13 protein-coding genes and 1 pseudogene are annotated in these 12,571 nt (G+C 58.7%); 2 read left to right on the forward strand and 12 right to left on the reverse strand.

Annotation, left to right across the window (positions count from 1 at the left end; genetic code table 11):
* On the forward strand, positions 1–876 hold an 876-nt coding region (locus CW267_RS31220), incomplete at its 5' end, for a hypothetical protein (protein ID WP_227521829.1).
* Between the two features lie 431 nt (positions 877–1,307).
* Here CW267_RS31220 and CW267_RS07325 read toward each other — a convergent pair.
* The 12 genes and pseudogenes from CW267_RS07325 to CW267_RS30415 form a co-directional block, all read right to left on the reverse strand.
* Entirely contained in the window at positions 1,308–1,820 is a 513-nt protein-coding gene (locus tag CW267_RS07325) for a 4-hydroxyphenylacetate 3-monooxygenase reductase subunit (protein ID WP_002887467.1), read from the reverse strand.
* 19 nt (positions 1,821–1,839) lie between these two features.
* A complete protein-coding gene (gene hpaB / locus CW267_RS07330; RefSeq protein WP_023339538.1) occupies positions 1,840–3,402 on the reverse strand; it encodes a 4-hydroxyphenylacetate 3-monooxygenase, oxygenase component in 1,563 nt (520 codons plus the stop codon).
* 225 nt (positions 3,403–3,627) lie between these two features.
* Positions 3,628–4,518: a 4-hydroxyphenylacetate catabolism regulatory protein HpaA gene (hpaA, locus tag CW267_RS07335; RefSeq protein WP_012542961.1), complete on the reverse strand. Its 891-nt coding sequence runs from the start codon at positions 4,516–4,518 to the stop codon at positions 3,628–3,630.
* 9 nt (positions 4,519–4,527) lie between these two features.
* Positions 4,528–5,904 (reverse strand): 4-hydroxyphenylacetate permease, encoded by a 1,377-nt coding sequence (gene hpaX, locus CW267_RS07340; protein WP_012542960.1) that lies wholly within the window; start codon positions 5,902–5,904, stop codon positions 4,528–4,530.
* Between the two features lie 118 nt (positions 5,905–6,022).
* The gene (gene hpaI, locus CW267_RS07345; RefSeq protein WP_012969004.1) at positions 6,023–6,814 is read right to left on the reverse strand and encodes a 4-hydroxy-2-oxoheptanedioate aldolase; all 792 of its coding nucleotides are present in this window, start codon (positions 6,812–6,814) and stop codon (positions 6,023–6,025) included.
* A gap of 10 nt (positions 6,815–6,824) precedes the next feature.
* A complete protein-coding gene (hpaH, locus tag CW267_RS07350) occupies positions 6,825–7,628 on the reverse strand; it encodes a 2-oxo-hept-4-ene-1,7-dioate hydratase (protein WP_002887487.1) in 804 nt (267 codons plus the stop codon).
* 108 nt (positions 7,629–7,736) lie between these two features.
* The gene (locus CW267_RS07355; RefSeq protein WP_008807573.1) at positions 7,737–8,117 is read right to left on the reverse strand and encodes a 5-carboxymethyl-2-hydroxymuconate Delta-isomerase; all 381 of its coding nucleotides are present in this window, start codon (positions 8,115–8,117) and stop codon (positions 7,737–7,739) included.
* A gap of 9 nt (positions 8,118–8,126) precedes the next feature.
* Positions 8,127–8,984: a 3,4-dihydroxyphenylacetate 2,3-dioxygenase gene (gene hpaD, locus CW267_RS07360; protein ID WP_002887492.1), complete on the reverse strand. Its 858-nt coding sequence runs from the start codon at positions 8,982–8,984 to the stop codon at positions 8,127–8,129.
* A gap of 1 nt (position 8,985) precedes the next feature.
* Complete coding sequence (gene hpaE, locus CW267_RS07365; RefSeq protein ID WP_023297017.1) at positions 8,986–10,452, reverse strand: 5-carboxymethyl-2-hydroxymuconate semialdehyde dehydrogenase; 1,467 nt, start codon at positions 10,450–10,452, stop codon at positions 8,986–8,988.
* On the reverse strand, positions 10,449–11,213 hold the full coding sequence (locus tag CW267_RS07370) for a fumarylacetoacetate hydrolase family protein (RefSeq protein ID WP_008807571.1): 765 nt from the start codon (positions 11,211–11,213) through the stop codon (positions 10,449–10,451). Before CW267_RS07370 ends, hpaE begins: the two co-directional genes overlap by 4 nt.
* The gene (locus CW267_RS07375) at positions 11,210–11,842 is read right to left on the reverse strand and encodes a fumarylacetoacetate hydrolase family protein (RefSeq protein ID WP_012969003.1); all 633 of its coding nucleotides are present in this window, start codon (positions 11,840–11,842) and stop codon (positions 11,210–11,212) included. Before CW267_RS07375 ends, CW267_RS07370 begins: the two co-directional genes overlap by 4 nt.
* A gap of 58 nt (positions 11,843–11,900) precedes the next feature.
* Positions 11,901–12,065 (reverse strand): annotated as a pseudogene (locus tag CW267_RS30415) (hypothetical protein).
* A gap of 64 nt (positions 12,066–12,129) precedes the next feature.
* Here CW267_RS30415 and hpaR point away from each other — a divergent pair.
* Positions 12,130–12,570 (forward strand): homoprotocatechuate degradation operon regulator HpaR, encoded by a 441-nt coding sequence (gene hpaR, locus CW267_RS07380; RefSeq protein ID WP_002887503.1) that lies wholly within the window; start codon positions 12,130–12,132, stop codon positions 12,568–12,570.
* Position 12,571: the final 1 nt, after the last annotated feature.

Consider the following 12,571-nt stretch of genomic DNA (forward strand, 5'->3'; position numbering starts at 1 on the left):
AGTGATGTGCTGGTGACGCAGGGCAAGCTGAACGCGCAGGCGGCGCAGAGCGACCCGGCGGCGCGGGCAGCGGCGCGGGCGAAGCTGGTAGCGGGAGGGAATGGCAGTCCGAGCGAGGAGCAAATCAGCGCGCAGGTGAGCCGGACGGCGACGGCGGACTACGATACGGGCGGAAAGTACCAGAAGGTGGCGCAGGCGGTAACGGCGGCGATGCAGGGGCTGGCGGGTGGCAACCTGGCGCAGGCGGCGAGCGGGGCAGTGAGTCCGTATGTGGCGGAAATCATTCACAGGCAGACGCCAGACTGCTATACAGACTGTAAAGGAAAACTTGCTGAAGATGTGGCAGAAGGGAATGCAGTAGTATCAGCCCATCTGGCAGATACTGTTGGGTTAGGCATATTGCCTAAGGGGGCTTTGGTAACAGCTGCCATCAGTGGCGGAGCCAATACTGCAATACAATATGCCACGACTAGTGAAGTGAATTACATAGATGCGTTGATAGCGACTTGGGTTGGAGCAGCAACCTCAAAAACTGGTTGGTTAGGAACTGTGGGATGGAATGCGGCAGGTGGTGCAATATCCAGCTATCTGAAAGGGGATAATCCTTTTACAGGTGGCTTAAGTAATGGTTTGGCCTCTGGAGTGGGTTATGGTGCAGGAAAACTCATTGAGCTGCCTATGGATAAAATTTACAACCCGATGAAGCCATGGAAAGACTGGATCTGGACAGATGTCGGGATGGGAATATCCAAACCGCTGCCGATTAATCCAGTACCTGGTATTGCTGGTAATGCCTCGGGTAGTGCGGTGACAGAGATCCTCAATGATCAAGCGGGTAAAACAGGTGTGAAATTCCAAAAAGGGAACCAAAAATGAATAGAAAATCTTGGTTCTTTATTTTTTTCTATCTATTTTTTGCTTGCAATGTAGCAATGATCGTATTGTTTTTAATTATATACGTGCTCATTAGTGGTTACCTCTTATTGGTTTACCACATCCCATTTGAGCTGATTTGGAGTGATACATGGAAGTATACAAAAGCTGCATGTTTCACAGGGGCGTTGATAGCTACTGGTTGTTGGTGGATTTATTACCAGGGCTACAAGAAAAATCGTAATAGGTAGCGGGAGGGAATCCCCATCCGAGCGAGGAGCAAATCAGCGCGCAGGTGAGCCGGACGGCGACGACGGACTACGATACGGGCGGAAAGTACCAGAAGGCGGCGCTGACACAGTTTGCCCAGCAGGAACGCTAACGCGAATCTGTGTAGCCCCTCCCCGTTATCCGGGGAGAGGCAGGCGAGGCCATTACACCGCCACTTCCATTTCCATCATCACCGGGTGGAAACGGCGTTTAAAGTAAATCAGGCCGTGCCCTTGCGGGCTCAGGGTAATATTGCGGATCTCCACCAGATACACCAGGTGGGTACCAATGGTTTGCACCTGGCTAATCTCGCCTTCGAGACTGGCCAGCGAACCCTTCAGTACCGGCTGCCCGAGCGCGCCCTGCTGCCAGCCGCTGAGGGCAAACCGCTCTTCCATCGTCACCCCGGTCATCCCGGCGAAGTGGCGGGCCATGATTTCCTGCTCGTGGTTCAGCACGTTGATGCACAACTTGCCGTTGCCCTGAAAGACCGGGTTCATCGCGCTGTTGGCGTTGATACAAACCATCACCGATGGCGGCGTATCCGTTACCGAGCAAACCGCCGTGGCGGTAATGCCGCAGCGGCCGGCTTCGCCTGCGGTGGTGACAACGTTAACCGCAGCCGATAGGCTGGCCATGGCATCGCGAAAACGCAGGCGTTGTTCATCTAATTGCATTATGACCTCCCGCTGTGAATTACTTCAGCAGCTTATCCAACATGTTGATATCAGCGTTATTGTGCAGATGCGGCACCGTCCAGCCGTTCTGGTCGTACTCGGACAGGCAGCGGTCGACCATCGCCATCATTTTGTCCATATTGCCGGAGCTCTGCGCCTGGCGCAGACACTGCAGGCGAATTTCATCCTGGCTACCGGAGTAGTTGATCTCATACAGTTCATGGCGACCGCCGAATTCGCTGCCGATCGCGTCCCACATCAGTTTGAGGATCTTGATACGTTCAACGTGATCCATACCGTTGGAGCCGCGCACGTACTTCGCCAGATACTGGTCGATCTGCGGGTTGTTCAGATCGCGGGCGCTGGACGGCAGATAAATCAGGCCGCTGGTGACGTTGCGCTCGATGATGTTCTTGATCTTGGCGTAGGCCATCGGGGCCATCACGCGATAGGTCTGCAGCGCGGCGTGATCCGGCAGCCATGCGCCATTGACCCACGGCGTCGCTTCCGAGCACATGGAATCGCTAAGCGCCCAGAACATGTTGCGCCAAGCGACTACTTCGCCGAGGTCGGCCTGTACGCCGCGGAACTCGAGGGTGCCGGTACATTCCAGAGAGCGTTTCAGCAGGGCGGTGATAAAGTCCAGTTTTACCGCCAGGCGTACGCAGGCCTGCAGGGGATACATGCGGGCGAAACCACCCTCCATGGTCCAGCGGCGGCAGCGGTCAAAGTCGCGATAAATCAGTACGTTCTCCCATGGGATCAGCACCTTATCCATTACCAGAATCGCGTCGTTCTCGTCGAAACGGCTGGAAAGCGGATAGTCGTACGGCGATCCGGTCGCGCCGGCGACCATCTCATAGGAGGCGCGGGAGATAAGCTTGACGCCTTCGGCATCCATCGGCGCGACGAACATCAGCGCGAAGTCCGGGTTCTCGCCCATCACCTGTGCGGAGCCGAAGCCGATCATGTTGTAGTGGGTCAGCGCTGAGTTGGTGGCGACCACTTTCGCGCCGCTGACGATGATCCCGGCATCGGTCTCTTTTTCCAGCTTGATGTAGACATCCTTCACTTCATCAGCCGGCTTGTGGCGGTCGATCGGCGGGTTGACGATCGCGTGGTTAAAGTACAGGCCGGTTTCCTGAATGCGGGTGTACCAGTTGCGGGCGTTCTGCTCGAACTGGCCGTAAAACGCCGGGTTGGCGCCCAGCGCGCAGCCGAAGGCGGCTTTGTAGTCCGGGGTGCGGCCCATCCAGCCGTAGCTTAAGCGCGACCACTCGGCGATGGCGTCGCGCTGCTGGCGCAGGTCGTTGGCGCTTTTCGCCACGCGGAAGAATTTATGGGTGTAGCCGCCGCTGCCGGTATCGGTGCCCCAGCACAGGGAATCCTGCATCTCCGGTTTGTGCAGCGCATCGTACAGCTGAGCGACAGAAGCCGCGGCGTTACGGAAGGCCGGGTGGGTGGTGACATCCTTCACGCGCTCGCCGTAGATATAAATTTCGCGGCCATCCTGCAGGCTTTTTAAATACTCTTCGCCAGTTAACGGGCGTTTCGCGTCGGCGCGGAAATCTTCAGGTTTCATAGGGGCCTCTTCAGTATTTATCGGAAAAATAATGTTAAATATATGTTTTGTTTTTGTTGTTTAATTGAAGCGGTTATTGCGCTTGCCGTGAAGGGACGTTTGCGACAACGGCGGGTACTTTTCAGGCGGGATTAAATTTTGTGATCTCGGCAGCTTTTGGCGGGTGGCGCGGCGCTGACCCGCCCTGTGGTCTGTAGCCCAGGCAAGCGCAGCGCCGGCGGGGTATTACGACACAGGTACTTTTTGCGCCCGGTAGCTGCTGGGCGAGCAGCCGACCTGGCGGCTAAAAAAGCGCGCAAAATAGGCAGGGTCTTTAAACCCCAGCTGCCAGGCAATCTCATTGACCGCGCTATCGGAAAACAGCAGCAGCCGCTTCGCCTCGCGCAGCTGGCGGTCGAATATCAGCCGCTTCGGCGAACGGTTGGCGAAGCGGCGGCAGATATCGGTCAGCCGCGATTCGGTCAGATGCAGCTCCCTGGCGTAATCCGGTACCGTCCAGTGCTGATGGTAGTGGCTGTCGATCATCTGGTTAAAGCGCTGGAATAGCTTCAGCTCGCCGCGCATCCCGCTGGCGGCATGATCGTCGAGCCTGGCGTTGCGCAGCAGCAGGGTAAATACCGCCTGCGCCAGCAGCGCCAGGGTGTGTTCCCGCCCGGGCAACTGGGCGGTAGATTCCCGACGAATCAGCTGCCAGTAGTGGGCCAGCGCCGCCAGCTCGTCGGGTTTATCTGCCAGCGACAGACAGATCCCCGGCAGGCCGAAGGTCTCCCGCGTGCCGGGATAAAGCACCTCCAGCAGCGGCCAGATGAGTTCTTCGTGCACCGTCAACACGTGACCATCGCTATCGGACTCGGTAATAAACGCGTGCGGCACCGAGGGCGGCGTTAACACAAACAGCGGCGCCTGCACCGAATAGCGATGGTCATCAAGCTGCAGCTCAATCTGCCCGGTATCAAGGTAGTGCATCTGGAAATAACGGTCGTGACGATGCGCCTGCATGTCGCGGCCAAAAAAGGCCGCCATGCGGGAAAACGACTGGTAGTGCACCTCTTCGGTGCCCAGGCTCTCGTCGTACTCTTTATTGATATCGATGTTGGCGATTGGGCTTTGGCACATAGCGGCTCCTTACGGTGTCGCGCGAGGGCGCGAGCCCTTCATCGGAATCGCCCAGATGATCACCGCGCCAATCACCAGCAGTGCGGCGACGAACCACAGCCCGCTGCTGAAGCTGCCGGTAATATCCTTCAGCCAGCCGATCATAAAGGGACTGAGCGCCGATCCGATATTGCCGGTGGCGTTGATCACCGCAATGCCGATTGCGCGGGCACGCAGACTGATGGACTGATCCGGCGTGGTCCAGAAGATGGCCATAGCGCTAAACGATCCGGTGGAGGCCATCACGATCCCGAGCAGCTGGATCAGGTTATGATCGGTGGCTGACGCCAGCAGCCAGCCCGCAGCGGCGAACAGGAACGGCAGGGCAGTGTGATGCTTCCGCTCCTGGTATTTATCGGAGTGGCGGCTCCAGTAGATCATCCCGAGAATGGTACAAATTTGCGGGATCGCCGCCAGCAGACCGATGGTGATATTGCTGCTGCTTTCGTTAAAGCTTTTGAGGATCTGCGGCGTCCAGATGCTGATCGCGCTGAGCGTATTGGTCAGGCAGAAGTAGGCGAGGGTATACATCAACACGATCGGGGTGAACACTTCCCGCCACAGGCTGCGCTGCTGCATGGCGTGATGGCTGATGGCCCCTTCCGGCTGCACCAGAGTCAGGCGATCGTTATCCATCATCTCCTGCAGACATTTTTTGTCCTCCGCCGTCAGCCACCTGGCCTTCGACGGAGAATCATCCAGCCAGAACCAGACCATAATGCCGAGCAGCACCGACGGGAAGCCTTCCAGCAGGAACAGCCACTGCCAGCCGTGCAGGTTCAGCAGACCGTCGAGGGACAAGATATAGCCGGAGACGATCGACCCCAGCGCGGTGGTCACCGGCATCGCAATCATAAACAACGCGTTAGCGCGGGCGCGGAAAAATGCCGGGAACCAGTAGGTCAGGTACAGCAGGATACCCGGCAGGAAACCGGCCTCGGTGATCCCCACCAGCATGCGCAGAACATAGAGACTTTTTGGTCCGGTGGCGAACATGGTGGCGGTAGAGGCGATGCCCCACAGCACCATGATGGTAGCGATCCAGCGTCGTGCGCCGACGATGCTGAGCATCACGTTGCTGGGAATGCCAAAAATGACGTAAGTGGCGTAAAACAGGGTGGTGGCCAGGCCAAACATGGTGGCGTTGAGGCCCAGATCCTGCCCCATGGTTAATCCAGCAAAGCCGATATTGATCCGGTCTAAAAACGAAAAGATAAACAGGACGAATAAAAACACGATCAGACGGCGGAAGAGCTTGTTGATAACCGACTGCTGCTGCGCCGTCAGCTGTTTGTGCTGATTCGCCGGATCGAACTTTTCCGGGATGGCAGGTGATGTATCGCTCATTATTATTTTCCTCTAATGGGAATTTTGTAGGGTACTGCGGGTTGCCCGGTAGTGCTGCGCTTACCGGACCTGCGATTCGCTGCTGCTCCGGGCCGGATGAGCGTAGCGCCACCCGGCGTTAGTAGACGCCTGACGAACCCAGGTCGGTTTTTTCCGCGCCAAACCGCGCCGCCAGCGCTTCTGCGCCGCGGGCCAGCAGGGTGGTATCGACGCCGACGGCGACGAACAGCGCGCCCAGTTCGAGATAGCGTTTCGCCAGCTGTTCATTGGCCATCAGGATCCCCGGCGCCTTTCCGGCCTGGCGGATTTGCTGGATGGCATCTTCAATGGCGGCCTGCACTTCCGGGTGTTGTGGGTTGCCGCCGTGGCCCATATCGGCGCTGAGATCCGCCGGGCCGATAAACACGCCGTCCACCCCGTCGACATCGAGGATCTGCGGCAAATTTTTCAGCGCTTCGCGGGTCTCAATCTGTACCAGTACGCACATGGCGTCATTGGCCCGGTGGATATAATCCGGAATGCGATTCCAGCGTGAGGCGCGGGCCAGCGCGCTGCCGACTCCGCGGATGCCGGCAGGCGGGTAGCGGGTGGCGCTTACCGCCAGCCGCGCTTCTTCGGCATTCTGCACCATCGGCACCAGCAGAGTTTGCGCGCCGACGTCCAGCAGCTGTTTGATCTGCACCGGATCGTTCCACGACGGACGCACTACCGGCTGGCTGGGGTAGGGCGCAATGGCCTGCAACTGGGTCAGCACCGTTTGTACGTTGTTGGGCGCGTGTTCGCCGTCGATCAGCAGCCAGTCGAAGCCCGCGCCGGCCAGCAGTTCGGCGCTGTAGCTGCTGCACAGCCCAAGCCACAGGCCGATTTGCGGACGGCCGGCCTTGAGCGCCTCTTTAAATGCGTTGTTCATGTTGCTCTCCTCAAACAAAGCGGCAGCTGATGGCGCCCATGTTGCCGTAGTCGACGTGGAAGGTATCGCCCTTGCGCGCCGGGACCGGGCGGGTGAAGGAGCCGCCGAGGATAATTTGCCCGGCTTCGAGCTGGACATCGTACGGCGCCAGTTTGTTGGCCAGCCAGGCCACGCCGTTGGCCGGATGATTGAGTACGCCCGCGGCGACGCCGGTCTCTTCAATCACGCCGTTGCGATACAGCAGGGCGGAGATCCAGCGCAGGTCGAGCTCATCCGGTTTAATCGGCCGGCCGCCGAGGATCACCCCGGCGTTGGCGGCGTTATCGGAGATGGTGTCGAACACTTTGCGCGGACGCTGGGTTTCCGGGTCGATGTTGTGGCAACGCGCGTCGATAAGCTCCAGCGCCGGGATAACGTAGTCGGTGGCGTTGTAGACATCAAACAGCGTACAGTTCGGGCCGCGCAGCGGTTTGGCCAGCACGAAGGCCAGCTCGACTTCAATACGCGGAACGATAAAGCGGTCGGTGGGAATATCGCTGCCGTCGTGGAAGAACATATCGTCGAGCAGCGCGCCGTAGTCCGGCTCGCTGATCTGCGAGCTGGCCTGCATCGCTTTAGAGGTCAGGCCGATCTTGTGGCCTTTGAGCACGCGGCCTTCGGCGATCTTCATCTCGACCCACTCGCGCTGGACGGCGTAGGCGTCCTCAATGGTGATCGACGGATAATCCAGCGAGATCGCGCGGATCTGTTCACGCTGTTTTTCGGCCTGGTTCAGCCGCTGGGCAATCAGGGTGCGGGTCTGTTTATCGAGCATAGTGATTCCTGTGGCATTGTATTGCCGGATGGCGCTTCGCTTATCCGGCCTACAAATTCATGGCCCTTGTAGGCCCGGTAAGCGCAGCGCCACCGGGCAATTTGCACATTATTTAAATAACGCGTGCACGTTGTTCTGTTTGTAGTTCAGCGTCGGGTCGAGCTCTTCCATGGCGAACGACAGCGCCAGATAGCGGCTCTCCATTAGCGCGGCAAAATGGGCTTTGATCAGTGCGAACAGCATATCTCCCACGTCCTGACGGCTCTCCAGACTGCGCCCGGCGCCGATCTTCAGGGTCATATGCACGAAGGCGTAATCCTGCTTGCCGTCGGCCATCTGCCAGGTATCCAGCCAGTGGGCGCGGCTGCGAATACCGCCGATCGGGAAGATACCGGTGGCGGCCAGCGCCTCGTTGACTTTGGCGAACAGCCCTGGCAGATCGGCCTGCTCGCGGATGTTGTCGGTACATTCGGCGATAAAATGCGGCATGGGGCCCCCTTACGCCTGCGCTGGCAACGGGAACACGGCGTTAACCTGGCCGGTACCGGAGCTGGCGAATAGCTCGGTGATAAACTCCACCTTGCCGTCGTATTTATCCCAACCCAGCAGACCGAGCAGCATCACCGTGTCGTGCATGTTGCCTTCGCCGTAGCAGTAGTCGGCGTACTCCGGCAGCATGGTGCAGAACTCTTTGAATTTGCCCTCCCGCCACAGCTTCACCACGCGCTCATCCATCTGATGATCAAACTCGCGGGTGTAGCTGTTCATGCCCTCTTCGGCGCGCTGGTCATCGATAAAGCGGTGCGACAGCGAACCGCTGGCCAGCACCGCTACGGTGCCGTCATATTTCTCAATGGCTTTGAGGATCGCTTCGCCCAGCCTGCGGCTGTCGGCAAAGTCGTGAACGGTACAGAAGGCGGAAATGGACACCACTTTGAAATGCTTATCGCTGTTCATGTAGCGCATTGGCACCAGGGTGCCGTACTCCAGCTTCAGGCTGGGAATATTGTGTGCTTTGGCGCGTACGCCGAGCTTTACGGCCTCGTCGGCGATAAGCTGGCCCAGCTCCGGGTTGCCGTCGTAGTCGTAGGTCATGTCGCGAATAAAATGCGGCAGTTCGTTACTGGTGTAGACGCCCTGAAAATGGTCGGCGCAGTTGATGTGATAGGCGCTGTTGACCAGCCAGTGGGTGTCGAACACGATGATGGTATCGACGCCCATTTCACGGCAGCGCTTGCCAATTTCTTTATGCCCGTCGATCGCGCCCTGGCGGCAGCCGTGGTTTTTCCCCGGCAGCTCAGACAGATACATCGACGGCACGTGAGTGATTTTTGCTGCTAACGCTAACTTACCCATATCAGACTCCCCATTTCGGGATCGGATGGTCGCCCATCGAGATGCAGACGTTTTTCATTTCGGCGAACACTTCAAAGCTGTACTCGCCGCCTTCGCGGCCGGTGCCGGAGGCCTTCACGCCGCCGAACGGCTGACGCAGGTCGCGCACGTTCTGGGTGTTGACGAACACCATCCCGGCTTCAATACCGCGCGCCAGACGCAGCACTTTGCTGACGTCCTGGGTCCAGATATACGACGCCAGGCCGTATTCCACATCGTTCGCCAGGCGCAGCCCTTCCGCTTCGTCTTTGAACGGCAGCAGGCAGGCGACCGGGCCAAAAATCTCTTCCTGGGCGACGCGCATGCGGTTGTCGACATCCGCCAGTACCGTCGGGCGCAGGAAGTTGCCGGCTTTCAGATGCGCCGGCAGGTCGGACGGTTTATCCGCGCCGCCGGCCAGCAGGGTGGCGCCCTCTTCGATGCCGAGGCGAATGTAGCCGGACACTTTCTCCCAGTGCTGCTTGCTAATCAGCGCGCCGACCTGGGTATTCGGATCGGTCGGATCGCCCACGCGCAGGCGGTTGGCGCGCTCGGCGAAGCGCTTGACGAACTCCGGATAAATACTCTGCTGAATGAAAATGCGCGAACCGGCGGTGCAGCGTTCGCCGTTGATCGAGAAGATGGTGAACAGCGCGGCGTCGAGCGCTCGCTCAATATCGGCGTCTTCAAAAATCAGCACCGGCGATTTTCCGCCGAGCTCCATAGAGTACTTTTTCAGACCGGCGTTCTTCATGATGTTGCGGCCGGTGGCGGTGCCGCCGGTGAAGGAGACGGCGCGCACATCATGATGGCGCACCAGCGCGTCGCCGGCGGTGGCGCCATAGCCCTGCACCACGTTGAGCACGCCAGCCGGGATCCCGGCTTCCAGCGCCAGCTCGCCCAGACGATCGGCGGTCAGCGGCGACAGCTCGGACATTTTCAGCACCGCGGTATTCCCCAGCGCCAGGCACGGCGCCACCTTCCAGGTCGCGGTCATAAACGGCACGTTCCACGGCGACACCAGCGCGCACACGCCAACCGGCTGCACGAGGGTATAGTTGAGCATCTTGTCATCGACCGGATAGGTCTTGCCGTTCATCTGCTGGCATACTTCGGCGAAAAATTCAAAGTTATGCGACGCCCGCGGGATCAGCACGTTTTTGGTCTGGTGGATAGGCAGGCCGGTATCGGCGGTTTCCATCGCCGCGATCTCCGGGACGTTCTGATCGATCAGATCCCCGAGGCGGCGCATCAGGCGCGCGCGCTCTTTCATCGGCAGGTTAGCCCACTTCGGAAAGGCCTCTTTCGCCGCTGCTACCGCCTGGTGAACCTCGGCTTCGCCGCCAGAGGCGACTTCAGCCAGTACCTCGCCGGTGGCCGGGTTGGTGGTATGAAAATAGTCTGCGCCGGCAACGTTTTTACCGTTGATCCAATGGTTAATCTTTTTCATGACAGTGTCTCCTCATACGCTTGCTGGCTGATGATATGGTTGACCAGGCGGCCCACGCCCTCGACTTCAACGATCACCTCGTCGCCCGGCACCACATCGGATAGCCCTTTCGGCGTGCCGGTGGCGATCATGTCGCCCGGTTGCAGGGTCATAAATTCGCTTAAATAAGCGATGAGGAACGGGATGCTGAAGATCAGATCGGCGGTGGTGCCCTGCTGGCGCAGTTCGCCGTTGACCCAGGTACGCAGGGCCAGATTATGCGGATCCGGGATCGCCTCTTTGGCGACGATCCACGGGCCAATCGGCGTCAGGGTATCGCGGCTTTTGACCCGCAGGTTCGGGCGGTAGTAGTTTTCCAGGTAGTCGCGGATCGCGTAGTCGTTGCACACGGTATAGCCAGCGACATAGTCCATGGCCTCGGCTTCGCTGACGCGGCGCGCGGTTTTCCCGATCACCACCACCAGTTCGGCTTCGTAGTGCATGTATTCGACGTTATCCGGGCGTACCGACTGCTGCTGGTGGCCAATAAAGGTGTTCGGCGCTTTGATGAACACCAAAGGCTCGGTTGGCGGCTTAAATTCCAGCTCGCTGGCGTGGTCGGCGTAGTTCAGCCCCAGCGCGAACAGCGTGCCGTCGGCGGGCGGCAACCAGCGGAATTCGCCTTCTTTCAATACCGTGCCATCGTTCAGGCGCACCTGGTCGCGTTCATCGACCAGCACGTCGCGTACCTGTCCCTGCCATTCAATGCGTGCCTGTTTCATGCCAGCTCTCCTTCTGCGACAACCGGGTTTTCCAGCGCCGGGAATCCGTCGGCGAGAATACGTACGCGGTCGCCGGGGCGCAGTGTGACGCGAGAGTGGGGCGTGCCGATAAGGATCGCGTCGCCGGGATTGAGGGTGGCGAACTCGCTCAAGGCGCTCAGCAGCTGCGCGGCGTTACGCTGCAGATCGCCGGTATGCCAGCTATCCGCCTCGCGGCCGTTGATTTCGGTGATGATGGTCAGGTTATCGACGTTACGCACCGCCGACAGCGCGCCGACGGGGCAGAAGCCATCGCGGCATTTCGCCTTGATCGCCGGGCGATAAAAACTCTCTTCCGGCAGACTCACATCGTTAGCCAGCGCGTAGCCGGCGATATAGTTCGCTGCCTCTGCCGCCGCCACTTTACGCGCGGTTTTGCCGACAATCAGCGCCACCGTCGCGCCGCTTTGTACGGTCTCGCCCTGCGGATAGGGGATCGCCTCGCCGTCGCCAATCACGGTATTGCGCGGCTTGATAAACCAGACCGCGGTTTTCGGCGGCGTCTTGTAGGGGGCCTGTTGAAACGCTTCGCGCCAGGCGTCGAGCTGGCTGCGATGATTGAGCGCAACGGCGAAGATGGTACCTTTCATTCACCACTCCTCTGGTACTGATTTCGGATTTAAATGCATTTCATTAATATGTTAATGATCATCTTTTATGCTTTGCGGCCAGGTTTAGCAACTGGAAGTGAATGTTTTGTGATCTGATTAACACAATATTTACACATCAATAACTTATTGGTTTTTAATCAATGAGTTGACTGTTTTTCAGGAAGAGGCTGGTACTTTTCAGGTGCAGAAACCGGTTGTACATGGCAGGATTAAAGCTAATTATTAAGTTGTTAATAAGTTTTGGATGAGGCTGTAGAGGGGATACTATGCATGATTCATTAACCATTGCCTTGTTGCAGGCGCGTGAGGCGGCGATGGCCTACTTTCGGCCGATCGTCAAACGGCACAATCTCACCGAACAGCAGTGGCGGATCGTGCGAATTCTCGCCGAACGTCCGTCGATGGATTTTCACGATCTGGCCTTTCGCGCCTGCATCCTGCGCCCCAGCCTGACCGGGATTTTGACGCGCATGGAGCGGGATGGGCTGGTGCTGCGCTTAAAGCCGGTTAACGATCAGCGCAAGCTGTACGTCTCGCTGACGCCTGCCGGAACCGCGCTGTATGAAAGCGCTCAGGCCGAGGTGGAAGAAACCTATCGTCTGCTGGAGGCCCAGTTCACCACGGAAAAGCTGCAGCAACTGACCTCGCTGCTGGAGGAGTTTATTGCGCTTGGCGTCCCTGCCGGGCGCGGTGATGAAGAAGAGTAGC

This window comes from Klebsiella sp. X1-16S-Nf21 (assembly GCF_002837615.1).
Taxonomy (GTDB): domain Bacteria; phylum Pseudomonadota; class Gammaproteobacteria; order Enterobacterales; family Enterobacteriaceae; genus Klebsiella; species Klebsiella variicola.

Bases quoted from the DNA above. Each gene is read 5' to 3' on its own strand.
- CW267_RS07325 (WP_002887467.1), bottom strand. From the start codon at position 1,820: ATGCAATTAGATGAACAACGCCTGCGTTTTCGCGATGCCATGGCCAGC.
- hpaB (WP_023339538.1), bottom strand. From the start codon at position 3,402: ATGAAACCTGAAGATTTCCGCGCCGACGCGAAACGCCCGTTAACTGGC.
- hpaA (WP_012542961.1), bottom strand. From the start codon at position 4,518: ATGTGCCAAAGCCCAATCGCCAACATCGATATCAATAAAGAGTACGAC.
- hpaX (WP_012542960.1), bottom strand. From the start codon at position 5,904: ATGAGCGATACATCACCTGCCATCCCGGAAAAGTTCGATCCGGCGAAT.
- hpaI (WP_012969004.1), bottom strand. From the start codon at position 6,814: ATGAACAACGCATTTAAAGAGGCGCTCAAGGCCGGCCGTCCGCAAATC.
- hpaH (WP_002887487.1), bottom strand. From the start codon at position 7,628: ATGCTCGATAAACAGACCCGCACCCTGATTGCCCAGCGGCTGAACCAG.
- CW267_RS07355 (WP_008807573.1), bottom strand. From the start codon at position 8,117: ATGCCGCATTTTATCGCCGAATGTACCGACAACATCCGCGAGCAGGCC.
- hpaD (WP_002887492.1), bottom strand. From the start codon at position 8,984: ATGGGTAAGTTAGCGTTAGCAGCAAAAATCACTCACGTGCCGTCGATG.
- hpaE (WP_023297017.1), bottom strand. From the start codon at position 10,452: ATGAAAAAGATTAACCATTGGATCAACGGTAAAAACGTTGCCGGCGCA.
- CW267_RS07370 (WP_008807571.1), bottom strand. From the start codon at position 11,213: ATGAAACAGGCACGCATTGAATGGCAGGGACAGGTACGCGACGTGCTG.
- CW267_RS07375 (WP_012969003.1), bottom strand. From the start codon at position 11,842: ATGAAAGGTACCATCTTCGCCGTTGCGCTCAATCATCGCAGCCAGCTC.
- hpaR (WP_002887503.1), top strand. From the start codon at position 12,130: ATGCATGATTCATTAACCATTGCCTTGTTGCAGGCGCGTGAGGCGGCG.